The sequence below is a fragment of the Pseudomonas sp. S150 genome, assembly GCF_004526365.1.
In the GTDB taxonomy this organism is placed as follows: Bacteria; Pseudomonadota; Gammaproteobacteria; order Pseudomonadales; family Pseudomonadaceae; genus Aquipseudomonas; species Aquipseudomonas putida_A.
This window is the reverse complement of sequence record NZ_CP038207.1, coordinates 4,084,228-4,109,054: the sequence shown is the minus strand read 5'-3', so window position 1 is coordinate 4,109,054 and position 24,827 is coordinate 4,084,228. Positions and strand designations below refer to the sequence as shown.

Sequence of the window (24,827 nt, the reverse complement as noted above, 5' to 3'; positions counted from 1 at the left end):
GACCAAACCCAATCCAACTGTGGGAGCGGGCTTGCTCGCGAAGGCGTCCATTCAGCCAAATCATCATAAACTGACCCACTGCATTCGCGAGCAAGCCCGCTCCCACAGGTTTTTGCAGTGATTCAGGTTATTGCAGCGGCCCCATCACCTGCCGATACCGCTCCACCCCCTGCGCCGTCTCCCGCGTCAACCGAACCTCCAACCCCACCGGATCCTCCCGCCGATTGCCACTCAACTGCCGCCACCCCTTATCCACCTCCCAAACCCGCACCTGCACATCACTCACACCCTGCAACACCGCCACCCCAGCCCCCGGCGCCGGCAACGGATAACGACTGCGCGCCTCAGCCACCGCCCGATACAACGTATCCCCCTTGACCCACCAACGCACCCGCTGCAAGGCCCCAGGCTGATCCGCCGCACTACGAATGATATCCAGCCGAAACCCCTTGCTATCACTGCTCCGCACCGTCAGCGCAGGCGGCGCGCTCGGCGGCTCATCATCCACGCCAACCTTCTTCGGCTCAGTCAATTCAATCCCCGCACGCATCTCCACATCACGCTGCAACTGATTCAACGCCCGCAACAAACTGTCGCTCTGCTCACTGCTCGCCTGCAAATGACTGTCCGCCCGCGTCACACTGTCCAGCCCGCGCCACGCAATCAAACTGACCACCGCCATCAGCAAAATAGCGACCATCACCTCGATCAGGGTAAAGCCCCGTTGATCGTTCATTGCACACTGATCCTGCCACTGGCATCACGCAGCACACTCAGCCGATTCAGCCCATCAGACAGGGTCAATTGCAGTGGCGGATTAATCCACTCGGCGTTAAGCACAACCTTCTGCTTCGGCTCCACCCGCACCTCCAGCTTCGGACTCTGCCAGGTGCGCGGCCGCAACTGCGGATCATCCTTGAAATGCTCAAACCCCCGACCACTGTCACCGCGCCGACTGAACCGAAACCCTTTGCCATCGCTCAGCCAAACAATCGGCCGACCATCAGCCCGCGCCTCCGCCTGCGCCACCTGCAGTAACTGCGCCACCCGCTCGGCGTCCTTGCGCAGCAATTGCAGCGGATCCGGCTTGATACTCAGACTGATCGCCGCACTGGCGATCCCGATGATCACCAGCACCACCATCAACTCGATCAGCGTAAAGCCCTGTTGCTTGCCCACATTCATCGGTTGCGCACTCCGTTGCGTCCTGCCCCGTCCCAAAAAAACATCCTGCACGGCCAACATGTAAGACGTGTGAAATAAAACCGTGAGAATTGCCGCGTAGCCTGTCAGCAGGGACTAAAAGGAGATTCAGCCCATGATGCTCACCACCCGCATATCCCCCCCGCAAACCGTCCAGGCCCTCGCACTGCTCGCCGCCCTGATCGGCGTCGCGACCTGGTCGTCGCTACTCCTGACCTCCGCCGAATCGCATACCCCACCAGCCCCCCCCGCAAATGCTCGCGGCGCGCAGTGACAGCCCGGCGTTGCAGTGGTTTTCCAACCAGACGGCGCCGGTGGACATCAAGGTGAGCGGGGTGATGGCGGGGAGTCGCGGGGCGGTGGCGATTTTGAGTTTGAACGATGGACCGCCGAGGAGTTTTTTGCAGGGGGAGCGGGTGGGGCCTGGGGTGAAGTTGGTGGCGGTGGAGGGGGATGGGGTGGTGATCGAGCAGGGGGGGGAGAGGGTGAGGTTGGAGGTGGAGAGGTTGGGGGAGGGGGTGATTTTGCCGAGTCTTAAGAGGCCCTGATTTGTAGGATCGGAGTTGGTATTTTTGCCGTTTGGCTGAATGTCAGTTTAAGCGCCTCTGCAAAAGCAGTCAGTTGACAAGCTAGGGATTGCTTATCCGATATTGGGGAATCGAGAATGTCCTCCATCGGCCAAAAGCAGCCAAGTGCAAACCACTTCAAGCGAGCAAACGCGGACGTTTATCCACTAGCGGCTAGCAAGGATTCGGGTCTTCCGGTTGAGAGTCGCTATGATGTTTCCGCATGTCTTCCTATTCAAACTACAGAGCAATTTGACTGCTAGCGGGTATGGTCGGGGCCGGGAAAATTTTAATCGTCGACGTCAGAGGGCATTTTCGAGTCGTTTGACTACTCTGCGTTTGCATCTACATTGATGGCCATACGATTTCACGGTAGGTACATCATGCAGATCGAGCGCGTTGAAATTCAGAATTTCAGGTTGCTTCAAGACGTCAGTCTTGGGATTGAAGCTGGAACTACTTTGATTGTCGGGCGGAACAATTGCGGCAAGACGTCTATCGCCGAGATGTTTCGTCGGCTGCTCGCGGACAGGGCGCCCTCTTTCAAATTGGAGGACTTTTCCCTGGGTTGCCACGACCGGTTTTGGACAGCATTTGATGCGTTGCATAGTGGTGTGCCCCGTGGCGACGTCGCAGCTATCCTTCCAGCGATCCAAGTCAAGCTGGACATTTCTTACGATATCAAAGCGCCGGATTTGGGTTCGCTCAGCGGGTGCATTGTTGATCTTGATCCAGATTGTTCATGTGCGCGTATTGTCCTCACGTACGGGCCGAAGCCTACAGCTCTGGATTCATTGTTCGAGGCAATTCCGCTGCCCGGAGATGAACAACTTGAGCGGTCTGCTTTTTTTAACCTGATTAAGGTACGCCTAGCATCGTCTTACGAGACTCGACTAGAAGCTGTTGATCCTAACGACCCCACGAATAGAAAGGAACTTGAACTCAAATATCTCACCACTCTGATCCGCGGAGGCTTCATCAATGCGCAACGGGGACTGGACGATGACACCCTTCGGGAACGCGATGTTCTTGGCAAGGTGGTTGAGGTACTTTTCCAGTCGGCCTTGACGGATCCGACCGATCCTCAAAAGCGCACTACCGCTGAACAACTTCATGGTGCAGTTGAAAAAATTCAGAAGGATCTTCATGACGGCTTCAATGCCGGCCTGACATCTCTACTCCCGACATTCGAGCTGTTTGGATACCCTGGGTTAGATGATCCCGGTCTTACCACCGTCACGACCTTCGATGTCGAGCGGCTGCTTAAAGACCATACACAAGTTAGATATCGGGGTGTAAATGGACTGACTTTGCCGGAAAGCTACAACGGTTTAGGCGTGCGCAACCTCGTATATATCCTTCTCCAGTTGCTGAAATTTTTCAGGGAGTTCCAGGCAACGCCAGCAGCGGCAAGTGTCCACCTCATTTTCATCGAAGAGCCTGAAGCACACTTGCATCCCCAAATGCAGGAAGTCTTCATCCGTCAGCTCCATCTGATCAAAGGTGAGTTTGAGAAGCAACTGAACGACAGTCGGCCATGGCCAGTGCAGTTTGTGATTTCGACACACTCTCCGCATATGGCAAACGAGGCGCGCTTTGAAACCATGCGTTACTTCTTGTCTGCAGCAGATGAGCACGGTATCCGGCAGTCCAAAATCAAGGACCTTAGACAGGGGATGGGCGGCGTATCCCAGCCGGATAGAGATTTTCTTTACCAGTACCTCACGCTCACACGCTGTGATCTATTCTTTGCAGACAAGGCAATCTTGATTGAGGGCACATCTGAGCGCCTGCTTCTGCCCACCATGATCGCCAAAACTGACGCAGCCGCGGTCGGCGAGCCCAAGCTTGCGAGTCAATACGTGACTGTGATGGAAGTTGGTGGAGCGTATGCACACCGGTTTCACGACCTTCTCTCCTTCCTGGAACTGCGTACCTTGATAGTGACGGATATCGATTCCGTTAAGCCAAACGAGGCAAAAAAACGAAAAGCTTGTCCTGTAGCAGAAGGTCAATTCACCAGCAATGGATGCCTCAAGGACTGGTTCGACCCCAACATCTCTCCGACGCAATTGCTTGCAAAAACGTCGGCAGAGAAGATGAAGGGAATTAGGCGTCTTGCGTACCAGGTACCTGAGGTAGCCGGAGGACCGTCGGGCAGGAGTTTTGAGGACGCCTTCATTCTGGCGAATCTGGACCGATTTGATTTAGGGCAAGGTGATGCAGCTCTTTTGGCTTATGCGCATGCGGCTGATCAAAAAAAATCTGAGTTCGCTTTGAAATATGCGATTGAGGATACGAATTGGGCAGTTCCTCGATATATCGCGGAAGGGTTGCGGTGGTTAGCAGTCGGCGTTCCGATCGTCGATGCGCAGGTAGCTATTGAAGCAATGGCCGCCGTTGAAGAGGCTGCCGGCGAGGTAATGGGCGCAGAAAGGAGCAATGGCGATGCCTAGTCGTCTAGAGAGCCCTGCGGATATTGCAGGTCGACAAGCATTAGAGTGCATGTTCGCATGTCTCGACGAAGGTCAAAGCTTTCGACTCGAAGCCGGAGCAGGTGCGGGTAAAACGTACTCCCTAGAGAAGGCTCTTAGCCTTCTGATCGAGCACCGGGGAACTGCTTTGGTCCGTCAAGGGCAGCAGATCGCCTGCATCACCTATACGAACGTTGCCAAAGACGAAATCATCTCTCGTTTCCAGGCCCATCCAGCGATCCGAGCTGAGACGGTTCATGGCTTCTGCTGGTCTGTTCTCAAAGACTTTCAGAGCTCTCTACGGGCCTTCCTCAGTGGCCAAGACTTTTGGCGAGCGCGTTTAGAACCTCTAGGAGGCGTAGGCGGAAGACGAATCTATTACGAAATGGGTATCCCTCGGATCTCTGACGAAGAAGTCTCTATCCGGCACGAGGATGTGCTCACCTTTATGATTCAAGCGTTAACGTCGCAGAAATTCAGGGCGGTGATTACCTCGCGATATCCTATTTTGTTCATCGACGAGTATCAGGACACGGATGAGCAGTTCTTCGACGCCTTACGGTCATGGTTTTTGGATCATGCAGAGGGACCGTTGATTGGTCTGTTTGGAGATCATTGGCAAAAAATCTACGGCTCAGGTTGTGGATTGGTCGAACATGAAACTCTTCAAGTGATCAACAAAAACGCGAATTTCAGATCTGCTTCTCGTATTGTCGATGTTCTCAATCACATGCGGCCGGCATTGCTTCAGATGGTGAGTGACCCCGAATTGATCGGTGAGGCTCGGGTCTTTCACACCAATCGTTGGCCTGGCGTTAGACGGACAGGGCAGGGGGGTGGGCACTGGAAAGGTGACACTAGCCCCGAGGCTGCACGTGCATATTTTTCATACCTGAAAGCGCGGCTTATCGCTGAAGGGTGGGACTTCTCTCCCGAGAAAACTAAGATTTTGATGCTCAACCATACCGGCATTGCCCGGGAGCAAGGATACGAGTCCATTCCACCGATCTTTGGACGGTTCAACGAGTCGTGGTTAAAAAAGGAAGATCCGCACATAAAGTACCTTGCGGATCATCTTGAACCCGCTTACGCGGCATATGCTCAGCGCCAATATGGCGAGATGTTCAAACACCTAGCGAGTGATCGTCCAACAATCCGTCAGCATAGCGATAAAGTGGCGTGGGTCAAAGCCATGGACACACTGGCCGAGCTGAGGATGAAAGGCTCCATTGGCGACGTAATTGATCACATCCGCAGGGTGCCCCAAATGCAATTGCCCGATGCGGTGGTCCGGAACGAGCAAAGGTTGGAGGCTGCTGGGGATGAGGTGAGTGACGAAGAACCTCGGCGGGTTACACAGCTGCGAAAATTGCGCGTGGTGCCTTATCGTGAGTTGATAGCGCTTGATGAGTTCATTGATGGGCACACGCCATTCGCGACAAAGCATGGAGTTAAGGGAGCTGAGTTTGAGAACGTGGTCGTTGTCCTAGGACGCGGCTGGAACGACTACAACTTCGCTGAAATGCTCGAATGGTATCAGGCTGGGCCTCCTGCTGATAAACGGGCACGATTCGAAAACAATCGCAACCTCTTCTACGTGGCTTGCTCACGTCCGAAGATACGTTTGGCATTATTGTTTACCCAACTGCTTAGTCCAAATGCGCTGCGGCAGATTACAGCTTGGTTCGGCGACGAATGTGTCATTGAGCTGCCAGCAGAGCCATAATTGAAAGAGGTACTGTGCCCAACACCATGCATCGCATTCTCGGGCATCTCAGTTCTATTTCCTCCTTCGGCTCGTAGTCTTCCCAAATATATTTCCAGGAGTTGATATTTAGCAAGGCATCCTCGGATCAACTAAATAACGGAATCACACACAGAGGGGCGCTCATGATTGAGGATGAATACAGCCATGAAAAGGACTATGTGCCTACCTATCTTCACCCAGCTCAGATTCCCCAATATGCATTGGGTGAGGCTCTGAAATCGCTGAAGTTGTTCGGAACAGATATGAACCTTGTCAGTCAGTCGATGAACCTGACCATCGTTGATGAATTCGTGATGGATTTGGAGTACGGATACCTCCGCGCGAAATTCAACGAAACCTCCACCCCCTATAATTCGGTCTTCCTTGCAGCTCAGTCGCAGATGTGGATTTTCAGCGCTTATGAGGTCATGCGAACGTGGATTGAGAAAGTTAAAGGCTACGTTAAAACAGCTAGAAACTCAGGGCTTCACCTGAAGCTCAAAGAACTCAAACGCGACCGGGGATATATCAACTACACAGCTCAACAAAGGGCGGATGAGATTCAGGCTCTGATTGATGATCCCTCGCTTGTGAAGGCACTGGAGGACGACCTAGCGCGTATCCATTTCCTTTTCATTAGGCTGGAGACTCTACGTGTCGCCCTCGCCAAGCATGAGGTTCGAAAGCGTCCTGGCGCGATGTTGGTGGGTGGCACTGTGGGATACATGAATCGGGAGTGCGGCTCGCTGGAGTATCAGATGAATAGCGGCATGATTATTCAGGGAAATATTTCTCGCAGGGACATTGCTGATGGAATTCGGGCAATTCCAGACTTCACCGTTCCTACGGCAGAGGAAATGAAAAGTTATGAACTGTTCATGCGGGGGCTTTCCGATGATGAGGCAATGGAGCTTTTCAGAAGCTTCAAGTGAGCAAGTGGATCTGAAATTATTTGTACCCTCCGCATGGTGTGGATGTTGAGGTTGAAACGCTTCTATCTGGTCTCGCGGTGTGTGGCCACGTGTCCAATAACTCTCAGAACTAGGCGGCACCTGCACTGTTATCGAGCTGCCGCTTATGGCCGATTTCTACCTGTTGCGAAAGGGCTGTTTTGGCCGAAGGCGGTCGCTTGTGAAAGACAGCTAATTGCTGTGGATTCAACCGGTCGACGCACGCAAACTGGTAATGCTATGAGGTGGCCATCTGCTGCCATACAACCATCTTCCCTCACCAGTTATCCTGCGCACCCCGCGAATGACAGGAATCAGTCGTTTGGGCACAGCTTTTTAGGCTTTGTCCTACAGCCAGCATTTGGGCTTTCCGATAGCGTTCGGCTGTCAGAACCTCAAGTCAGGATTCCCGAAATGACAAGGATGATTCATGAGTGAATATGGAAACGTACCAAGGCCCGCGCTACCTAACCCACCTAGAAATAAGGTCTATCGCGGCGTAGAACCGACCGACCTGCACGCCAAGTATTGGGCGGAATACCCTGAGGAACCGGCGGAGAAACCGGCTGCTGCGAAGGCACCAGCTGAACCCGGTTTCTACATCGTTCAGCAAGTCATGCCACGCTCTGCGCTAGAGGCTGCACTGTTCGATAAGCCGGATGGTGCAACGCTTGAGAAGTTCACGCGCCTCAACCCTCATGTCACCGGTTATGCCAAGCCCGGTCAACTTATCGTGTTGAGTGATCCGAACAATCCGCAGTGCACGCGTGAAGAAGCGTTGCTCATGGAAGCGGCTCAGAAGGTGGATGCGGCACTCAAACCCATGAGCGACGAAGAGGCCAGCTTCATGGTTCGCTATCGGAGCGAGATTGAATCCATTCTTTCGCAAGGTTCAACATCAATCGGTGTGGGTGAATCGATTTTCGCCAAGAACCTGGAGGACGTGAAAACTTCGCTGAAGGAAATCGAAGCGTTGCACCAGAAAAGTTTTCAGCGTGACGGTCACTTGCGTAGTTCAGAGTTCTTTGCAGAACGTGCACGTTTGTTTGCCAAGCTCGATAGACAGCTCACCGGTTTAACCAGAAAGGGCATCGGCTTCCCTGATCATCCGAGCCTGAAATCAGCCCTCGGCATATCCAGCAAAAGTCTGGTGCATCACTGGAGTCTGGCGGGAGCTCCGGGGCAGATTCCTGGCTACGCCACTCATACGGAAGGTGTCGCCAGAGCGGCCAAGGTTGTTAAGTACGGCGGCTGGATTGGTACAGCCGTAGGTGGCGGGGCGTCTTACATGAAGGTTCAAGAAGTCTGTGCGGCAGGCAACAAAGACGCCTGTGAAAAGATTAAATACACGGAGGGCGGTAGCTTCATTGGTGGGGTGGCCGGTGGCGCAATGACAGGAGCAGTGCTAACTGCTCCTGTGGTCGGTGCAATCTGCGTGGGGCTCGGCGTGCCTACCGGTGGATTGGGAACCCTTGCTTGCGGCGTGGTAGTTGTAGCGGCAGGCTCATTTGCTGGTGGGGCGGTAGGAGGGGCCGGCGGTGAAATGTTCGGCGAAGTGATTTACGAGGTGACTAAATGAATACCGCTGAACTGATAGTTGGAGGGTTGTGTGGTGTAGTGATTATCTCGATGATCATCTGGATCGGGATTGCTCTCTACATTGCCCACATCAAGATGGACGTGATTCTTGAACATCTCAAGAACAGCTCTGCCGGCACCAGGTTAGCTGCGCTGAAGCACGGAGGTGCGTGGGGCAGATTGCTTTTGGTAGGTGGCGCCTCTGGTCTCGTGACGTTTACGAATTTCTACATTAGACGGGGCACGCTCAGCACTGAGGATGTAGCGAGCTTTCCGGTCTCACTCAGGCAGAAACTCGTATGGATGCAATGGAGCGCAATAGTGCTGCTTTCTGCGATGGTTGTGCTGGTCGCTTTGGGTAAATCAGGAGTTCTCAAGTAACCGGACATCAGGTTTGTTCACCCTCGTTTGAACACTCCCAGGTGCATCAGTTAAAGGGGCAGTGGGAAGATCTTTGAGACGGGCAAATGAGTTTAAGCGTTACTGATACGGTGCTTCTGTCCATCGCGCTGATTGATCTGGTGGGGATTATTCTTTGGGTAGGCGTGTGTTTACACCTCGCCTACACAAAGATGGATTTAATGCTAGAGCACCTGAAAAACTGCCCGGCGATCATGACTCGCGCTCCACTTCGGCATGGCGGGCCTTGGGGAAAGCTTCTGCTCGTGGGTGGCATTTCGGGAATTGTTACCTTCCCCAGGTTTTATCTGAAAAGGGGCGAGATAAGCTCCGAAGATCTAGCCAATTTCCCAGGCCCGCTTAAACGTAAGTTAGTCGCGCTGCAATGGAGCGTGATTTGTTTGCTGGTGGTCATGATCAGCTTCGGAGCAACTGTGAAATCAGGTTTCCTTTAGCGCTCCTTTGCGTGTGCTCAACCCCCACCGTTGGCACAGGGGAATCTCGGTAAACGGCAACGTTTAAAAAGACATCTCCAGACACTCTCTCAGGCTACATATCCTTGCGCCTTTGCCTACAGCTACGCCAGAATCCGCCGGCTTGTGCGCTTTGTACTTGGTCTTTATCGTCTATGGGTCGCTGGTAACCCAGCGACCGGGTTTAGCGACCCGACCAGGTATAAGTGCAACGACGCTCCAGTTTGTCGCAGACGTTTGCGACGACGATATGGTGGCTGTGCGTGGGAGACCTTCGGGTCTGCCGGGTCTTATACCTCTCGGTTCGCTAACCCGCGTACAGCTGCCACCCTTACTTGTTTAGCGACGGGTTTTGGTGGTTCCACCAGGTATAAAAATGGAGATTCACTCATGATCAAACCAACACCCAACCCGCCCGAAACCGCCTCGGTTTCCCCCTACGAATCCATCGATTCCAAAAAACTCCACGAAGCCGCCGATCGCGCGCTCGACCATTACCTCTGTCCGCCCGGGTCCACGCCGCCGCCACGTAAAACCCGTGGGATGTATGCGGTGACGGCGGACAACAAAACCGAAGAGCTGCTGGTCGATGCCAGTGAAACGCTCGCTTCGGCCAAAACCCTCGCGCAGAACATCGCCAGCCTGTTGCCGGTGTCGCAGCGTCATGCGCTGGCGGGGATTGCGCAGTTGATCATGCTCGGGGAGTTGGCGGTGAATCGGGCGTTGGATAATTTGCAGTTGCCGGGGTGATGCGGAGTAGGGCGGGCAGCAACGGTGATGACACATGCGCTGTTTCTGCCGCTTGGTATTCCGCGTGATTTCCGGGGCTGAAGGCAATTATCTGGTTGTTTTGGTGCGTTCTGGATTACTAGGAGTGTACCTGGTTGCTTTTGAGATACGGCCGATCAAGCAGTTGTTTTTGCAGCTCAAGCAACATCTGCGAGGTGATCGGCGTATCGGAGGGGGAGTGTCAGATTTCGTATGATGGGAGCTCTTATCGCCACGTCCTAAAAAGTGGACTTCGGGTCGGTTAGTACTCGAAGGTGACGCAAGCGTAACCGCCTTTCGTTCCCGCACTCCCGCTAGTTCCTGCGTAAGTACTATTATTTATGATACCTCCTTCACCACCAGCACCGCCGGCCCCGCCGCCGCAGGAGTTCGATCCAGCCTTGCCAGCTGCTCCTGCTTTTTGAGGGGGACCACTTGAACCTCCAGCTGTGCCAGATTCTCCATTCATTATTGTGCAGTTGGGTTCGTCGGGCATGACGTTTCCGTGACCACCAGCGCCGCCTGATCCGCCGGGCCCAGCTCCAGTTATCGTTCCTCGTGAGCCGCCTTGTCCAGGTGAGCCTCCACCTGCAGATACTCGAGTGTATTTGAAGTTGTCTTTATTAGTGTTACTAGTGAATAGGAAGTCTGCCGGTATTCCGTATTCGCCACTCTGCCCATCATTACTTAATTCCCCCCCGGTTCCTCCTCTTCCCCCATTACCGACGACAAAACCAACATCTGACGCGTTAACTAGATCAAAAGTACACTTGATGGTACTCCCGCCCCCACCACCTCCACCACCACTAGCTCGACTGTTGATAATATTTGAGTATGCACCGCCACCGCCCCCTCCGCCCCCTCCGCCCCCGCCACCCCCAGTCGCTGTGATGGTTATTTTGGTTACCCCGTTGGGCACCGTAAAACGTTGACCCGTGATCTCTCCCTTCTTGGGGAGGTTGTAAGCTTCCGGACCATTATATGGAGGCGAAGGGATTTTGAACGTGACAGTGGTGGCTTGAGCGTTGTAAGTAGTGCCAATCATTCCTAGTGCCAGTATTAGTGAAGCAATGAGTTTTTTATCGAGGTTAAACATGTTCATCTCCGTCGGTAGTTGGTTGTTTCTGTGGTGTTCTGTATTTAAATTTTAATGTCGAAGATAAATTTTTAAACCTGTCAGAACTGACAGTCCTTTATAATTTTTGGAAATAACTATCGACGGAATTTTTGGTATTTGTTTGTTCGCAGGTATCAGCGCGTGATTATGAGGTTAGTAGTAGGGGTGATTTGATGAAATAAGGGGGCTGATCTATTTAGGGTGGTGCAATGGAAAGGGATTTTGTTAAACCCAGCGTTTAAAAAGACATCTCCAAACACTCTTCCAGACTACACATCCTTGCGCCGTTACCTACAGCTACGCCAGAATCCGCCGGCTTGTGCGCCTTGGGGGCGGGTTCTATTGTGGTTCGGTCGCTGACGAATCAGCGATCGGATTTGACCGTCCGCCCCATATCAAGGCGCGCCAGCGTTCTGCACGTGTTCAGGAATTGTCTGAAACCATGTCGCGGCGGCTGTGCGTGGGACACCTTCGGGTGTGCCGGATTCCTTGATGTCCGGTCGGTCAACCCGCGTACAGCTGCCACCCTGTTTGTTTGACCGCGAACGGTGGCGGCTCCAGTCATCAAGGAGCTTCACCATGATAAAACCAACACCCAACCCGCCCGAAACCGCCTCGGTTTCCCCCTACGAATCCATCGACTCAAAAAAACTCCACGAAGCCGCCGACCGCGCGCTCGACCATTACCTCTGTCCGTCCGGTTCCACGCCGCCGCCACGTAAATATCGTGGGATGTATGCCGTGACGGCGGACAACAAAACCGAAGAGCTGCTGGTGGATGCCAGTGAAACGCTTGCTTCGGCCAAAACCCTCGCGCAGAACATTGCCAGTTTGTTGCCGGTGTCGCAGCGTCATGCGCTGGCGGGGATTGCGCAGTTGATCATGCTCGGGGAGTTGGCGGTGAATCGGGCGTTGGATAATTTGCAGTTGCCGGGTTGATGCGGGTGTCGGGATCGCCTGGTGATTGACCGGATGTTCACTCTGGCGCCTTCGCGAGCAGGCTCGTTCCCACAGGGTTTTATGCTGATTGCAGATATTGTGTACAACGCTGAAACCTGTGGGAACAGTTGATTACTACCGTGCCGTCTTCGTGTGGTTAATAAAAGTAGAAATGTCGAAGCATAGCAATTGGGTAGGCGTGCCCCCAAACAGGTTCGCCGAAAGAAATCGTTACTTGGAGAGTAATTAATGCGTACTTTGCGTCTCGCAGCCTACACGCTTTTTGGTTTGGCTTGCCTTTCATCCGCGACGGCGGCTGAATTTGACTACAAGCGGGTCTACCAGGCAGATGCAGGGAAAGTAGGCAAATATATCGTGAGATATTTGAGGACATTCGATTCTCCGTGCATACGGGTGCAATCGCTCGTGCCAGGGGGTAACGGGGAAATAGTTAAAGAAAAAGAGCTGTGCTCCGTTGACGGCAAAAGCTTTCTCGACGGATACACTCAAGTTGAATTGAAAAAGGGAGAGTTTCAAGAAGATAAGCTGACTTTCTTGTTTGAGATAATGCCACTTGAGCCGGCACCCGAGTTTCTAAAAAAATGTACTATTCCATTTAAGGATGGTGCGCCTCAGGATCTTGTTTGTGAAACGATAACGCCGTGAGTTGGAAGCTCTGTAGGCGAGCAAAACGTGGGTACGGATGAACATGTGTCGAACCTGACAACTCGGTCCGTCCATCTCCAAGGGGGGGCAGGCGTATCGGGACACCTTGGTAAGGGACCATAGGGCCGTATCTATTTAAGGGGGGAGGTGACGCGGTGGGATTTCGATAAACACCACCGTTTAAAAAGACATCTCCTGTCACTCTCCCAGGCTACACATCCTTGCGCCTTTGCCTACAGCTACGCCAGAATCCGCCGGCTTGTGCGCCTTGGGGGCGGGTTCTATTGTGGTTCGGTCGCTGAATGTTCAGTGACCGGGTTTAGCAGCTCGCCAATTTTCAAGGCACGCAGGTTCCGCCATAACGTTATGGTGGCTTTGCGTGGGGCACTTCGGTGCGCCGGGATCCTTGAGCCTGGTCTGCTAACCCGCGTAAAGCCGCCACCTCTTCGTTTAGCAGCGATGGCTGTCGGCTCCATTTCTCAAGGAGCTTCACCATGATCAAACCTACACCCAACCCACCCGAAACCGCCTCGGTTTCCCCCTACGAATCCATCGATTCCAAAAAACTCCACGAAGCTGCCGACCGCGCGCTCGACCATTACCTCTGTCCGCCCGGTTCCACGCCGCCGCCACGTAAACACCGTGGGATGTATGCCGTGACGGCGGACAACAAAACCGAAGAGCTGCTGGTGGATGCCAGTGAAACACTCGCTTCGGCCAAAACTCTCGCGCAGAACATTGCCAGTTTGTTGCCGGTGTCGCAGCGTCACGCGCTGGCGGGGATTGCGCAGTTGATCATGCTTGGGGAGTTGGCGGTGAATCGGGCTTTGGATAATTTGCAGTTGCCGGGGTGATGTAGGTGTCGGGGACACTTGGTTATTGATCGGGTGTTCATTCTGGCGCCTTCGCGAGCAAGCTCGCTCCCACAGGGTTTCAGGCTGATTGCGGATATCGTGTGGGGCATGCGTTGTTTTTGTTGCCTGAGTTGTTTGTGGAGGAGCTGCCGGAGGATCGGGCCGCGATTGGACGATCTTTTGATTTTGATGTTTAAAAACAAGATCAAAAGATCGCAGCCTTCGGCAGCTCCTACAGGGGGCGATTTAGTAGGGTTTCCAGGCGGGCCAGGGGCGGGGCGTCTTGGTTGCGGTCGAAGACCTGGATGCCGACCTTGAGCAATCGGCCGTTTTCGGCTGTGGCGATGGCTTGTTCGCAGCGCAATAGCAGGCGTCCCTGATCACAATCAACGGCTTTCACACCGGTCGGCAATCGGCCTTCCAGTTGCAGCTCCGCCATGCGGGTTTGCGCTGCGATCATTGCAATCGAGCGATCCCGCAGAACTCCGCTGCTTTGGGTCATCAGCCCTGCTACGCGCACGGCCGCCGACATCGCCACGGCAATGATCGCCAGTGCCACCAGCACTTCAATCAGGGTGAATCCGTTTTCTCGGGAACGAGCGCGCATAAATGGCCCAAAGCCAAAACACAGCCCTCGACCCTAACCCGCGTCCTTGACGGCTTGACGACGAAAACTCCCGAGGATTTTCAACATCCCTGACATATCTTCTTGCAACACTGCGCGTCGAATCGAATCAAGCCAAGGGAATGTCGAGATGGATATCGCGCAGTTCAAACAGCCCGGACGACCGAGCCGGATGCCCCGCGGGCAGCAAGGTTTCACCCTGATCGAAATCATGGTGGTGGTGGTGATTCTCGGGATTCTGGCGGCGATGGTGGTGCCCAAGGTGCTGGATCGGCCGGATCAGGCGCGGGCCACGGCGGCCAAGCAGGATATTGGTGGTTTGATGCAGGCGCTGAAGTTGTATCGCCTTGATCACGGCACTTATCCGAGCATGACTCAGGGTTTGAAAGTGCTGGTGGAGCGGCCGGCGGATGCGAAGAACAGCAATTGGCGTTCGTACCTGGAGCGTTTGCCGAATGACCCGTGGGGTCGTCCTTATCAGTACCTCAATCCCGGCGCGAATGGCGAGATCGATATCTTTTCCCTCGGTGCCGACGGTCAGCCTGACGGCGACGGCGTGAATGCCGATATCGGTTCCTGGCAGCTGTAAGGCCGGTGATGAACAGCCAATCGAACCAGCAGGGGATGGCGATCATCAGTGCGCTGTTGATCGCGGCGGTGGTCGCGGTGATTGCGGCGGGGATGTTGACCCGGCAGAGCGTTTCAACCCGCGCGCTGGAGGCGGATCAGCAGCGCGTTCAAGGGCGCTGGGTGTTGCACGGCGGTCTGGAGATCAGCCGACAATTGCTCTGGGATGCGCGGCAGCGTGATCCGCTGACCCTGCTCGATCAGCCGTGGGCGCAGCGCTTGAATGCGCAGGGTTTCGAGGGGCGGCTGGAGGATGAGCAGGGCAAGTTCAACCTGCGCAATCTGGTGGCCAACGAGCGTGTCGATGAAGCGCAGGTGCAGGCGTTTCAGCGGCTGTGCGCGTTGATCGGTATCAGCGCCGGGTTGAGTCAGCGCATCAGTCAGCGGGTGATTGGCTCTTATCCCTACCTGTTGAACCCGCAGATTGCCGAAAATACCGCGAGCAAAAACGGCTTTGACAGTGGCCGCGCTACGTCGCCGAATGCGTCGCGCAAGCCACAGAATCCGAAGTTGCCGATGCTGCGCAGTGTCGATGATTTGCGCAGCGTCGAGGGCGTGAATGAGGCGGTCATCGGCAAACTGGCGCCGTACCTGACGGTGATTCCGGCGACCACTTGGCTCAATGGCAATACCGCCACTGCGCCGGTGCTGGCCGCGTATGTGCCGGGGTTGTCGCTGGAGCGGGCGCAGGCGCTGATCAATGAGCGTGACGCCGGGCGCTGGTTCATCAACCGGGGCGATTTCGTCAACCGCTTGCGCATGCCCAATCTGGAGCTGACCAGCGTCAAGGTCGGCATCACCAGTGACTGGTTTCGTCTGCGTGGCGAGGCGCGGCGTGATCAGCGCCGAGTCAGTCTCGATGCGTTGCTGCACCGCAGCGAGGATCGTCTGCCGCAAGTGATCTGGTCGCGGGTGGGCGCATGAGCCAGTTGCGTGTGAGTTTGCCGCCACTGGCGCAGTTGAGTCTCGACAGTGAAATGGACTGCGCGTGGCTGGACCGTCAGGGGCAGGTCATTCGTGAGCAGCGCCAGACCTTTAGCCAATTGGGGCAGTTAGCGAAGCAGCCCCCGCTGAGCATTTTTCTGCACCCGGCGGATAGCCTGCTGGCGAGCATCGACCTGCCGCCATTGCCGGCGAACAAGACCGCAGCGGCGGTGCAATGTGCGGCGCAGGCCTTGATGCTCGGCGACTGCGATGACATGCACATCGCTCACAGTTCGCGGGACGAAGCGGGGCAGGTGCAGATAGCCTGGGCGCCGCGTCAGCGTTTGCAGCATTTGGGGCAACTGCTAAAGCAGGCCGGTCTGAATCTGCGCGGCTTGTATCCGGCGGCGTACAGCTTGCCGGTGCTGCCGGGTACGGTGGCCTGTCGGCAGGACGGCCATTTGTTGCTGCGCGAAAGCGTGCAGGTGGCGCGGGTGCAGCCGCTGTTCGACGACGAGATTGGTGATTGGCTGCTGACCTGTGGCACGCCGTTGCACTGGATCGGCTCGACGCCACCGCCGGATGCGCAATTGCCGATGGCCGAGGCGCAGCGCTGGACCGGGCCGTTACCCGGTTGGGGCCTGCACGGTGCGGTGCAACAGCAGGGCAGCGAGCATCGCGGTTGGGGCCGGGCGCTGGGGCTGTGCGCATTGGCGGTGGCGGTGTGGGTCATCGGCTTGAACCTGTATGCCGCCCGTGAAGCCAGTCAGGGTCAGCAGCTCAAGGCGCAGATGGCGCTGCGGGTGAAGCAGGCCTTTCCCGAGTTGCCGGTGATCCTCAATCCGCTGCAGCAGGCGCGTCAGCAATTGGCGGCGCGGCAGAAGGGCGCGGCGGAGGATCCGGCGCAGCCGTTCAATCGGCTGGTGTTGCAGGCCGGCAGTGGCATGCCGTTCATGGCCGGCACGGTCGAGCGCCTGACGTTTGTCGACGGCACCTTGCAGTTGAGTCTGCTGGCCGATGCCCGGCGCAGCGCCAATGACAAGGACAAGGATTGGCAAGCCGCATTGGCCCAGGTCGGGATCAGTGCGACGGCTGACGATGAAGGCTGGCTGCTGCGCCCGAGCGACGAAGTCACCACCCCCGACGAAAGCGCTGACGACAGCGGAGCAGAAGATGAATAAGGCATCGCTCGCGGTGTACCGCGCCCGTTGGCAGCGTTTCAGCGCGCAACTTCAGGCGCGTTGGCAAGCGCTGGCCCTGCGGGAAAAACGTATGGTCGGCGGCATGGCGGTGGTGTTGCTGGCGCTGTTGGTGTGGGTCGCATTGATTCAGCCTCCGCTGAAAAAAATCACTTACTGGCAAAGCGAAACGCCGAAGTTGCGTGCGCAGACCGAAGCCCTTGAAGTGCTGTTGCGCGAGGTCAGCGTGCGCCCGGACGGGCAAAGTCTTGCGCAGTCTCTTGAACAGACGCTGCAGGCCAGCGGTTTGGCCGGACACTATCAATTGCAGGCCGGGGAGGCCGGCGCGTGGCAGCTGACGTTCGACGCGGCGCCGGCCGATGCCGTGCTCGATTGGCTGCTGAGCACCCCGGCACAACTTTCTCTGCAAGTGGTCGAGGCCCGTCTGCAACGCGCCGACAACGCTTCGACCGAAGTCACTGCCGGCACATTGTCAGGCACCGTTCGCATGGATCAGGCGCTGGGCGCTAAGGAAGCTTCATGAAGGGGTCAGGATCCAAACCGGCGCGCATGGCGTTGCCGATGCTGCTGATGGCGTTGAGCGCGTGCAGCAACACCACCACGCCGCCGAACCAGCCGCCGTTGCTGGTGGACAGCGAACTTGGCCGTCCATTGGCCAACACCCAGCGCAGCGGTGATGCGCTGCTCGATCGGCAACGCGCCCAAGCACAAACCGCACCGCAACCACGGCAGATGCACAACATCACCGAACGCGCGCGCAGTGGCGGCGTCCCGCGCGGTAGCACACTGCCGAGCAATCCGCTGGGCGATCAGCCGGTGACGCTGAATTTTGTCGATGCCGATATTCAAGCGGTGGTGCGCGCGTTGTCGCGTTCCACCGGCCAGCAGTTTCTGGTCGACCCTCGGGTCAAGGGCAGCCTGACGCTGGTCTCGGAAGGTCAGGTGCCGGCGCGCCAGGCTTATGACATGTTGCTGGCGGCGTTGCGCATGCAGGGCTTCAGCGTGGTCGATGTCGGCGGCGTCGCGCAGGTGGTGCCGGAGGCCGACGCGAAACTGCTCGGCGGACCGATCTATAGTCCGGACAAACCGGCTGGCAACGGCATGCTGACGCGTACCTTTCGCCTGCAATACGAAAACGCGGTGAACCTGATTCCGGTGTTGCGCCCGATCGTGTCGCCGAACAACCCGATCAATGCCTACCCCGGCAACAACACCATCGTCGTCACCGATTACGCCGAGAACCTGACCCGCGTCGCCCAGTTGATCCAGACCATCGACACCCCGAGCGCGATCGACACTGACGTGGTGCAGATCCAGAACGGCATCGCCGCCGACATCGCGCCGATGGTCGCGGATCTGCTCGACGCGCCGGGCAACGATCCGACGCAGAAAATCGCGGTGATCGGCGATCCGCGTTCCAACACCATCATCATCCGCGCCGGCAGCCCTGAGCGCACCGAGCTGGCGCGCAACCTGATCTACAAACTCGACAACGCGCAGAGCAATCCGAGCAATCTGCACGTGGTTTATTTGCGTAACGCGCAAGCGGCGAAACTGGCGCAGGCCTTGCGCGGTTTGCTCACCGGCGAGAGCGACAGCGGCACCAGCGACAGTGCGCGCTCGGTGCTCAGTGCCATGGGCAGCAACGGCAACAACAATGGCGGATCGAGTGCGCAGAGTGGCACGCAAACCAGTGGCAACACCTCGACCACGTCGAGCACTGGCAGCACCGGCGGTAGTTACGCGCAGGGCAGCAGTTCGACCGGCAGCGGCGGCAGTCAGGCCAGTGAGCAGAACGTCGCGTTCAGCGCCGGCGGGGTGACGATTCAGGCTGATGCGACCACCAACACCTTGCTGATATCAGCGCCGGAACCGTTGTATCGCAACCTGCGCGAGGTCATCGATTTGCTCGACCAGCGCCGCGCGCAAGTGGTGATCGAGAGCCTGATTGTTGAGGTCGGCGAGGACGATGCCAGCGAATTCGGTGTGCAGTGGCAGACCGGCAATCTCGGCGGTAAAGGCGTGATCGGCGGGGCGAACCTCGGTGGGTCGGGGATCAACCTCAACGGCAAGACCAGTCTCGATGTGCTGCCCCAGGGTTTGAACCTCGGCTACGTCAACGGCACTGTCGACATCCCCGGCATCGGCAAGATCCTCGACCTGAAAGTGTTGGCCCGGGCGCTGAAGAGCAAGGGCGGCACCAACGTGCTGTCGACGCCGAACCTGCTGACCCTCGATAACGAAGCGGCGAGTATTTTTGTCGGCCAGACCATTCCGTTTGTCAGTGGCAGCTATGTCACCGGCGGCGGGGGGACGAGCAACAACCCGTTCCAGACCGTGACCCGGGAAGAGGTGGGTTTGAAGCTGAATGTGCGGCCGCAGATTTCCGAGGGCGGCACGGTCAAGCTTGATATCTATCAGGAGGTCAGCAGCATCGACGAACGCGCGTCGGCCAGCGCGACGTCGGCGGGGATCGTCACCAACAAGCGCGCGATCGACACCAGCATCCTGCTCGACGACGGCCAGATCATGGTCCTCGGCGGCCTGCTACAGGACGGCTACAGCCAGAGCAACGAAGCGGTGCCATGGCTGGGGACGCTGCCGGGTATCGGCGCGCTGTTTCGCAACGAACGCCGGGCGATCACCAAGACCAACCTGATGGTGTTCCTGCGCCCGTACATCATCCGCGACAGCGAAGCGGGGCGCAGCATCACCCTCAACCGCTACGACTTCATGCGCCGCGCCCAGGGCGGCCTGCAACCGGAACGCAGCTGGGCAATGCCGGACATGCAGGCGCCGCAGTTGCCGACGGCGGCGCAGGGGGTGCCGGCGGTGGTGCCGGGGACGGGGCCGAGAGCGACGATCAAGGCTGTGCCGATTGATGGGAGCACACGCTTTTGAATCCCTCCATCAGTCTGAGAAGTAACCCTGTAGTGAGGGGATTTATCCCCGATGGGCAGCGAAGCGGCCCCAAAACCTATGCACGCGGTCAGTCAGATGGATTCGGATGTCAGGTTTCGGGGCTGCTGCGCAGCCCATCGGGGATAAATCCCCTCACCAAAAGAAATACGCTCTCCATAAGAAATCCCCTCACCACAGGAACACCTCCAGGCAGAGAGATTGGGGAGGTTTTGAGATGAGTTCGCTGCCCTACGCCTGGGCCAAGGCCATGAGCTCGGCCCGCAAGCTGAAAAACATTCCTGTGGCGAGGGAGCTTGCTCCCGCTGGGCTGCGCAGCAGACCCAAAACCTGCTACCCCATTCTTCCAGATACACCCTGCGTGCCGGATTTACGGGGGCTTCGCCCCCGAGCGGGAGCAAGCTCCCTCGCCACAGGGGAATTGGGGGGGCTCAAGAGATGAGTGCGTTGCCCTACGCCTGGGCCAAGGCCCAGCGCATTCTGTTGTGCGACGGCGTGCTGACCGTGTGTCCATCGACGCCGGGCTGGTCGATCAGCGAGGTGCGGCGGCAGTTCGGTGGGACGTCGCTCAAGCGCGTGCGCAACGACGAACTCGATGGCCTGCTCGCCACGGCCTACGCCGACACCGGCAGCGCCGCCGCTGTAGTCGGCGCAGCAGAAAACGAAGTCGACCTCGACCGGCTGATGCAGGACATGCCGGAAATTACCGACCTGCTCGACACTCAGGACGGCGCACCGGTGATCCGCATGATCAACGCCTTGCTTACCCAGGCCGCGCGGGATGAAGCCAGCGACATTCACATCGAACCCTTCGAAACCCATTCGGTGGTGCGCTACCGGGTCGATGGCACCCTGCGTGACGTGGTTTCGCCGCGCAAGGCACTGCACGGTGCGCTGGTGTCGCGGATCAAGATCATGGCGCAGCTCGACATCGCCGAAAAACGCCTGCCGCAGGACGGCCGCATCGCGCTGCGCGTGGCCGGGCGGCCGATCGATATTCGCGTGTCGACCGTGCCAACCGGGCATGGCGAGCGGGTGGTGATGCGTTTGCTCGACAAACAGGCCGGGCGTCTGCACCTGGAAACCCTCGGCATGGACGCGCAGGTGCTGGCCAGACTCGATCACCTGATTCGCCAGCCCCACGGCATCGTGCTGGTCACCGGCCCCACCGGCAGCGGCAAGACCACCAGCCTCTACGCCGCGCTGGCACGCCTCGATGCCAGCACCAGCAACATCCTCACCGTCGAAGACCCGGTGGAATACGACCTGCCGGGGATCAGCCAGATTCAGGTCAACGCCAAGATCGACATGACCTTCGCCCTGGCATTGCGAGCGATCCTGCGGCAAGACCCGGACATCATCATGATCGGCGAGATCCGCGATCTGGAAACCGCACAAATCGCCGTGCAGGCGTCGCTCACCGGTCACCTGGTGCTGGCGACGCTGCACACCAACGACGCGGTGTCGGCGGTCAATCGCTTGATCGACATGGGTGTCGAGCCGTTTCTGCTGGCCTCGTCGATGCTTGGTGTGCTGGCCCAGCGGCTGGTGCGGCGCCTTTGCAAAGAGTGCAAACAGGAAGATTCAGCAGCGCCGGGCACCTGGCGCCCGGTGGGCTGCGCCGCCTGCAACCATACCGGCTACAGCGGTCGCACCGGCATCCACGAATTGTTCTGCATCGACGACGACATCCGCACCCTGATTCACCAAGGGGCAGGGGAGCAGGCCTTGCGTGCGGCGGCGTCCAAGGCCGGGATGTTCAGCCTGCGCGAGGACGGCGAGCGCTGGATTCGCAGCGGCGCCACCGCCCCTGAAGAAATCCTCCGTGTGACCCGAGACGCCTGATGAATCGCTATCGTTTTGAAGCCGCCGACGCTACCGGCAAGATCGAGTCCGGGCACCTGGAGGCGGACAGCCAGGGCGCGGCGTTCGGCGTGTTGCGCAGCCGTGGTTTGACCGCGTTGTCGGTGCACAAGGAAAGCAACGTCGCCCAGCATGGCGGCGGCGGTCTGTTCAGTGCGCGTATGTCGGACAACGACCTGGCTTGGGCTACGCGGCAACTGGCGAGTCTGCTCGGCGCCAGCCTGCCGCTTGAGGCCGCGCTCAGCGCGACGGTGGAGCAGGCCGAAAAAAAACACATCGCCCACACCCTCAGCGCGGTGCGCGCCGACGTGCGTAGTGGTATGCGTCTGGCCGAGTCACTGGCCGCGCGGCCACGGGATTTTCCGGAGATTTACCGCGCGTTGATCGCTGCGGGGGAGGAGTCCGGTGATCTGGCACAGGTGATGGAGCGGCTGGCGGATTACATCGAGGAGCGCAATAACCTGCGCGGCAAGATCCTCACCGCGTTTATCTACCCCGGTGTGGTCGGGCTGGTGTCGATCGGCATTGTGATTTTTCTGCTGAGTTACGTGGTGCCGCAGGTGGTCAGTGCGTTTTCTCAGGCGCGGCAGGACTTGCCGGGGTTGACCTTGGCGATGCTCACCGCCAGCGATTTCATTCGGGCGTGGGGCTGGTTGTGTGCGGCGCTGATCGCCGGTGCGTTCTGGAGCTGGCGCCTGTATCTGCGCAATCCGGCGGCGCGGTTGAGTTGGCATCACCGGGTGCTGAAGTTGCCGCTGATCGGGCGTTTCGTCTTGGGCCTGAACACCGCACGTTTCGCCTCGACCCTGGCGATTCTCGGCGGTGCCGGGGTGCCGTTGTTGCGGGCGCTGGAGGCGGCGCGGCAGACGCTATCCAATGATCGGCTCAGCTTGAGTGTCAGCGACGCCACGGCCAAGGTTCGCGAAGGGGTGAACCTCGCGGCGGCGTTGCGGGTGGAAAACGTGTTTCCGCCGGTGCTGATTCACCTGATCGCCAGCGGCGAGAAAACCGGCGCACTGCCTCCGATGCTCGAACGTGCGGCGCAAACGCTGTCCCGCGATATCGAACGCCGGGCGATGGGCATGACCGCGTTGCTCGAACCGCTGATGATCGTGGTGATGGGAGGGGTGGTGCTGGTGATTGTGATGGCGGTGTTGTTGCCGATCATTGAGATCAACCAGTTGGTGCAGTAGCTGATTCCGAGGTCGTCTGGTCTGGCCTCTTCGCGAGCAAGCCCGCTCCCACAGGGGACAGAGTTGTTAATGCAATATATGTCACACCGCAAGAACCTGTGGGAGCGAGCTTGCTCGCGAATGCGCCAGTCAGAACAACAAATAATTCAGACTTTTTTACCAGGACTTCAGCATCACCCGACCCTCAAAAGAACCATCCTCGGGTTTTCCTTTCTGTCATCTGCAACCACCCCGCAACGGCTGCAGCCAGTTTCAGCCAAACCCACGATCCAGACCCCTCGCAATCCGCCGCAAACACCCGAGAAAACGCCCTGAAAAACCCCTCGCAGCTCCCGAGGTTTTTTCCTTTATCTGTCACCGGAAACTGCGAATTTCTCAGTGCGACTTAACCACGGACCCCGCTTGCGAAGGTCAGCGGTGAGTCTTCCCAGTGTCATGCAAGACCCCTGAAAACCTGTGTTCACAACCATCGTTGAAAAGGAGATTCTTCATGTTCAAGCGCACTCTGATCGCCGCTTCCCTGACCGTCGCCGCCCTGGCTTCCGCTCAAGCCATGGCCGTTACCGGTGGCGGTGCAACTCTGCCAGCCGCTCTGTACAAAGGTTCGGCCGACAGCATCCTGCCTGCCAACTTCAGCTACGCGGCCATCGGCAGCGGCGGTGGCAAGACCGCTTTCCTGACCAACAACCCGGCCGGCTTCAGCACCACCGGCACCGTGCATTTCGCCGGTAGCGACTCGATCCTCAGCGCTGCGGAACTCAGCACCTACAAGAACACTTACAACGCTTCGTACGGCCCGTTGATTCAACTGCCGTCGGTGGCCACTTCGGTTGCCATCCCGTACAAAAAAGCCGGCCAGACCGCGCTGAACCTGACCAGCGCTCAGCTGTGCGAAGTGTTCTCGGGCCAGAAAACCACCTGGGGTGCTCTGCTGGGTACTTCCGACGCGACCACGATCCGCGTTGTTTATCGCAACGTTTCCAGCGGCACTTCGGAAATCCTGACTCGTCACCTGAACTCGGTCTGCCCGACTCAGTTTGCGACCAACTCCACCTTCACCAGCGCTCGTATCGGCGGCATCGCTCTGCCTTCGAACTGGGTCGGCGTCGCCAACACTTCCGAAGTTGCCACTGCCGTGAACGCGGTTGACGGTTCCATCGGTTATGTAGGTCCGGACGGCGTCGATGCCACCAGCAACGCTGTTGTTGCTCGCGTCAACGGTGTTCAGCCGACTGCGCTCAACGTGACGCTGGCGCTGTCGTCGGTCAATCCTCCGGCGAATGCTATCGATGCTGCCGATCCGTCCAAGTGGTCGCCAGTGGTTGCTAACCCGGCTTCGGGTTACAAACTGGCTGCCTACACCAACTTCATCTTTGGTCAGTGCTACAAGGATGCAAACGTGGCCGCGGCCGTCAAAGCCTTCCTGACCACCCACTACAGCAACCCGGGCAACAACACCGCGACGCAGGCTCACAAATTCGTCGCCGTGCCTAACGCCTGGAAAACCGCTGTTACCGCCAACTTCATCACCAACACTTCGGGCAACAACCTGGACATCAACAACGCCAGCGTCTGCAACGCTATCGGTCGTCCTTTGTAAGCTCGCGCGGTCGTAACGCCGATGACGGCAACCTTTGGGTTGCCGTCATTTTTTTTTGGCTCGGATACACGCCGAACATGAAGTTTGTGTGACATCCGTTCGGTCGCGCCCTTCGCCAACGGCCTATGTCGTAACAGCAGGTT

22 protein-coding genes and 1 pseudogene are annotated in these 24,827 nt (G+C 57.6%); 19 read left to right on the top strand and 4 right to left on the bottom strand.

Features of this window, described 5'->3' with window-relative positions:
• Nucleotides 1-127: 127 nt before the first annotated feature.
• Both E3Z29_RS18705 and gspH read right to left on the bottom strand, forming a co-directional pair.
• A complete protein-coding gene (locus E3Z29_RS18705; RefSeq protein WP_134786580.1) occupies nt 128-736 on the bottom strand; it encodes a prepilin-type N-terminal cleavage/methylation domain-containing protein in 609 nt (202 codons plus the stop codon).
• Complete coding sequence (gspH, locus tag E3Z29_RS18700; RefSeq protein ID WP_134786579.1) at nt 733-1,185, bottom strand: type II secretion system minor pseudopilin GspH; 453 nt, start codon at nt 1,183-1,185, stop codon at nt 733-735. The genes E3Z29_RS18705 and gspH overlap by 4 nt, the downstream gene beginning before the upstream one ends.
• 133 nt (nt 1,186-1,318) lie before the next feature.
• On the opposite strand from gspH, the pseudogene E3Z29_RS18695 reads away from it, so the two are divergent.
• The 8 genes and pseudogenes from E3Z29_RS18695 to E3Z29_RS18660 all read left to right on the top strand — a co-directional run bounded on the left by E3Z29_RS18695 (nt 1,319) and on the right by E3Z29_RS18660 (nt 10,140).
• Nucleotides 1,319-1,751 (top strand): annotated as a pseudogene (locus E3Z29_RS18695) (type II secretion system protein N).
• A 401-nt stretch (nt 1,752-2,152) separates the two neighbouring features.
• Entirely contained in the window at nt 2,153-4,225 is a 2,073-nt protein-coding gene (locus E3Z29_RS18690; protein WP_134786578.1) for an ATP-dependent endonuclease, read from the top strand.
• The gene (locus tag E3Z29_RS18685; protein ID WP_134786577.1) at nt 4,218-5,969 is read left to right on the top strand and encodes a UvrD-helicase domain-containing protein; all 1,752 of its coding nucleotides are present in this window, start codon (nt 4,218-4,220) and stop codon (nt 5,967-5,969) included. The genes E3Z29_RS18690 and E3Z29_RS18685 overlap by 8 nt, the downstream gene beginning before the upstream one ends.
• 164 nt (nt 5,970-6,133) lie before the next feature.
• Nucleotides 6,134-6,922, top strand: a complete 789-nt coding sequence (locus tag E3Z29_RS18680) for a hypothetical protein (RefSeq protein WP_167734150.1) — start codon at nt 6,134-6,136, stop codon at nt 6,920-6,922.
• 448 nt (nt 6,923-7,370) lie between these two features.
• Nucleotides 7,371-8,519, top strand: a complete 1,149-nt coding sequence (locus tag E3Z29_RS18675; RefSeq protein ID WP_134786576.1) for a hypothetical protein — start codon at nt 7,371-7,373, stop codon at nt 8,517-8,519.
• Complete coding sequence (locus E3Z29_RS18670; protein WP_095136353.1) at nt 8,516-8,899, top strand: hypothetical protein; 384 nt, start codon at nt 8,516-8,518, stop codon at nt 8,897-8,899. Before E3Z29_RS18675 ends, E3Z29_RS18670 begins: the two co-directional genes overlap by 4 nt.
• Nucleotides 8,900-8,985: 86 nt before the next feature.
• A complete protein-coding gene (locus E3Z29_RS18665) occupies nt 8,986-9,372 on the top strand; it encodes a hypothetical protein (RefSeq protein WP_134786575.1) in 387 nt (128 codons plus the stop codon).
• Between the two features lie 408 nt (nt 9,373-9,780).
• Nucleotides 9,781-10,140, top strand: a complete 360-nt coding sequence (locus E3Z29_RS18660) for a DUF6124 family protein (RefSeq protein ID WP_095136351.1) — start codon at nt 9,781-9,783, stop codon at nt 10,138-10,140.
• Nucleotides 10,141-10,420: 280 nt separating this feature from the next.
• Here the strand turns inward: E3Z29_RS18660 and E3Z29_RS29470 are convergent, their stop codons facing one another.
• Complete coding sequence (locus E3Z29_RS29470) at nt 10,421-11,254, bottom strand: hypothetical protein (protein ID WP_167734063.1); 834 nt, start codon at nt 11,252-11,254, stop codon at nt 10,421-10,423.
• Between the two features lie 600 nt (nt 11,255-11,854).
• Here E3Z29_RS29470 and E3Z29_RS18650 point away from each other — a divergent pair.
• From E3Z29_RS18650 to E3Z29_RS18640, 3 genes are all read left to right on the top strand, one after another.
• Complete coding sequence (locus E3Z29_RS18650; protein WP_134786573.1) at nt 11,855-12,214, top strand: DUF6124 family protein; 360 nt, start codon at nt 11,855-11,857, stop codon at nt 12,212-12,214.
• Between the two features lie 249 nt (nt 12,215-12,463).
• A complete protein-coding gene (locus E3Z29_RS18645) occupies nt 12,464-12,880 on the top strand; it encodes a hypothetical protein (RefSeq protein ID WP_134786572.1) in 417 nt (138 codons plus the stop codon).
• A gap of 494 nt (nt 12,881-13,374) precedes the next feature.
• Nucleotides 13,375-13,734, top strand: a complete 360-nt coding sequence (locus E3Z29_RS18640; RefSeq protein ID WP_007968533.1) for a DUF6124 family protein — start codon at nt 13,375-13,377, stop codon at nt 13,732-13,734.
• A gap of 232 nt (nt 13,735-13,966) precedes the next feature.
• Here the strand turns inward: E3Z29_RS18640 and gspI are convergent, their stop codons facing one another.
• On the bottom strand, nt 13,967-14,341 hold the full coding sequence (gene gspI, locus E3Z29_RS18635) for a type II secretion system minor pseudopilin GspI (protein WP_134786571.1): 375 nt from the start codon (nt 14,339-14,341) through the stop codon (nt 13,967-13,969).
• A 148-nt stretch (nt 14,342-14,489) separates the two neighbouring features.
• On the opposite strand from gspI, the gene gspG reads away from it, so the two are divergent.
• From gspG to E3Z29_RS18595, 8 genes are all read left to right on the top strand, one after another.
• Complete coding sequence (gene gspG, locus E3Z29_RS18630) at nt 14,490-14,948, top strand: type II secretion system major pseudopilin GspG (protein WP_041062388.1); 459 nt, start codon at nt 14,490-14,492, stop codon at nt 14,946-14,948.
• An 8-nt stretch (nt 14,949-14,956) separates the two neighbouring features.
• On the top strand, nt 14,957-15,910 hold the full coding sequence (gspK, locus tag E3Z29_RS18625) for a type II secretion system minor pseudopilin GspK (RefSeq protein ID WP_134786570.1): 954 nt from the start codon (nt 14,957-14,959) through the stop codon (nt 15,908-15,910).
• On the top strand, nt 15,907-17,091 hold the full coding sequence (gene gspL, locus E3Z29_RS18620) for a type II secretion system protein GspL (protein WP_134786569.1): 1,185 nt from the start codon (nt 15,907-15,909) through the stop codon (nt 17,089-17,091). The genes gspK and gspL overlap by 4 nt, the downstream gene beginning before the upstream one ends.
• Entirely contained in the window at nt 17,084-17,632 is a 549-nt protein-coding gene (gene gspM, locus E3Z29_RS18615; RefSeq protein ID WP_134786568.1) for a type II secretion system protein GspM, read from the top strand. The genes gspL and gspM overlap by 8 nt, the downstream gene beginning before the upstream one ends.
• Nucleotides 17,629-20,010 (top strand): type II secretion system secretin GspD, encoded by a 2,382-nt coding sequence (gene gspD / locus E3Z29_RS18610; RefSeq protein WP_134786567.1) that lies wholly within the window; start codon nt 17,629-17,631, stop codon nt 20,008-20,010. Before gspM ends, gspD begins: the two co-directional genes overlap by 4 nt.
• Before the next feature lie 456 nt (nt 20,011-20,466).
• The gene (gene gspE / locus E3Z29_RS18605) at nt 20,467-21,873 is read left to right on the top strand and encodes a type II secretion system ATPase GspE (RefSeq protein ID WP_134786566.1); all 1,407 of its coding nucleotides are present in this window, start codon (nt 20,467-20,469) and stop codon (nt 21,871-21,873) included.
• The gene (gene gspF, locus E3Z29_RS18600; protein WP_003225634.1) at nt 21,873-23,084 is read left to right on the top strand and encodes a type II secretion system inner membrane protein GspF; all 1,212 of its coding nucleotides are present in this window, start codon (nt 21,873-21,875) and stop codon (nt 23,082-23,084) included. Before gspE ends, gspF begins: the two co-directional genes overlap by 1 nt.
• Nucleotides 23,085-23,574: 490 nt before the next feature.
• Complete coding sequence (locus E3Z29_RS18595) at nt 23,575-24,684, top strand: substrate-binding domain-containing protein (protein WP_134786565.1); 1,110 nt, start codon at nt 23,575-23,577, stop codon at nt 24,682-24,684.
• Nucleotides 24,685-24,827 lie beyond the last annotated feature (143 nt).

Excerpts from the sequence above, each read along its gene's own strand:
- E3Z29_RS18705 (WP_134786580.1), bottom strand. The coding sequence starts at position 736 with ATGAACGATCAACGGGGCTTTACCCTGATCGAGGTGATGGTCGCTATT.
- gspH (WP_134786579.1), bottom strand. The coding sequence starts at position 1,185 with ATGAATGTGGGCAAGCAACAGGGCTTTACGCTGATCGAGTTGATGGTG.
- E3Z29_RS18690 (WP_134786578.1), top strand. The coding sequence starts at position 2,153 with ATGCAGATCGAGCGCGTTGAAATTCAGAATTTCAGGTTGCTTCAAGAC.
- E3Z29_RS18685 (WP_134786577.1), top strand. The coding sequence starts at position 4,218 with ATGCCTAGTCGTCTAGAGAGCCCTGCGGATATTGCAGGTCGACAAGCA.
- E3Z29_RS18680 (WP_167734150.1), top strand. The coding sequence starts at position 6,134 with ATGATTGAGGATGAATACAGCCATGAAAAGGACTATGTGCCTACCTAT.
- E3Z29_RS18675 (WP_134786576.1), top strand. The coding sequence starts at position 7,371 with ATGAGTGAATATGGAAACGTACCAAGGCCCGCGCTACCTAACCCACCT.
- E3Z29_RS18670 (WP_095136353.1), top strand. The coding sequence starts at position 8,516 with ATGAATACCGCTGAACTGATAGTTGGAGGGTTGTGTGGTGTAGTGATT.
- E3Z29_RS18665 (WP_134786575.1), top strand. The coding sequence starts at position 8,986 with ATGAGTTTAAGCGTTACTGATACGGTGCTTCTGTCCATCGCGCTGATT.
- E3Z29_RS18660 (WP_095136351.1), top strand. The coding sequence starts at position 9,781 with ATGATCAAACCAACACCCAACCCGCCCGAAACCGCCTCGGTTTCCCCC.
- E3Z29_RS29470 (WP_167734063.1), bottom strand. The coding sequence starts at position 11,254 with ATGTTTAACCTCGATAAAAAACTCATTGCTTCACTAATACTGGCACTA.
- E3Z29_RS18650 (WP_134786573.1), top strand. The coding sequence starts at position 11,855 with ATGATAAAACCAACACCCAACCCGCCCGAAACCGCCTCGGTTTCCCCC.
- E3Z29_RS18645 (WP_134786572.1), top strand. The coding sequence starts at position 12,464 with ATGCGTACTTTGCGTCTCGCAGCCTACACGCTTTTTGGTTTGGCTTGC.
- E3Z29_RS18640 (WP_007968533.1), top strand. The coding sequence starts at position 13,375 with ATGATCAAACCTACACCCAACCCACCCGAAACCGCCTCGGTTTCCCCC.
- gspI (WP_134786571.1), bottom strand. The coding sequence starts at position 14,341 with ATGCGCGCTCGTTCCCGAGAAAACGGATTCACCCTGATTGAAGTGCTG.
- gspG (WP_041062388.1), top strand. The coding sequence starts at position 14,490 with ATGGATATCGCGCAGTTCAAACAGCCCGGACGACCGAGCCGGATGCCC.
- gspK (WP_134786570.1), top strand. The coding sequence starts at position 14,957 with ATGAACAGCCAATCGAACCAGCAGGGGATGGCGATCATCAGTGCGCTG.
- gspL (WP_134786569.1), top strand. The coding sequence starts at position 15,907 with ATGAGCCAGTTGCGTGTGAGTTTGCCGCCACTGGCGCAGTTGAGTCTC.
- gspM (WP_134786568.1), top strand. The coding sequence starts at position 17,084 with ATGAATAAGGCATCGCTCGCGGTGTACCGCGCCCGTTGGCAGCGTTTC.
- gspD (WP_134786567.1), top strand. The coding sequence starts at position 17,629 with ATGAAGGGGTCAGGATCCAAACCGGCGCGCATGGCGTTGCCGATGCTG.
- gspE (WP_134786566.1), top strand. The coding sequence starts at position 20,467 with ATGAGTGCGTTGCCCTACGCCTGGGCCAAGGCCCAGCGCATTCTGTTG.
- gspF (WP_003225634.1), top strand. The coding sequence starts at position 21,873 with ATGAATCGCTATCGTTTTGAAGCCGCCGACGCTACCGGCAAGATCGAG.
- E3Z29_RS18595 (WP_134786565.1), top strand. The coding sequence starts at position 23,575 with ATGTTCAAGCGCACTCTGATCGCCGCTTCCCTGACCGTCGCCGCCCTG.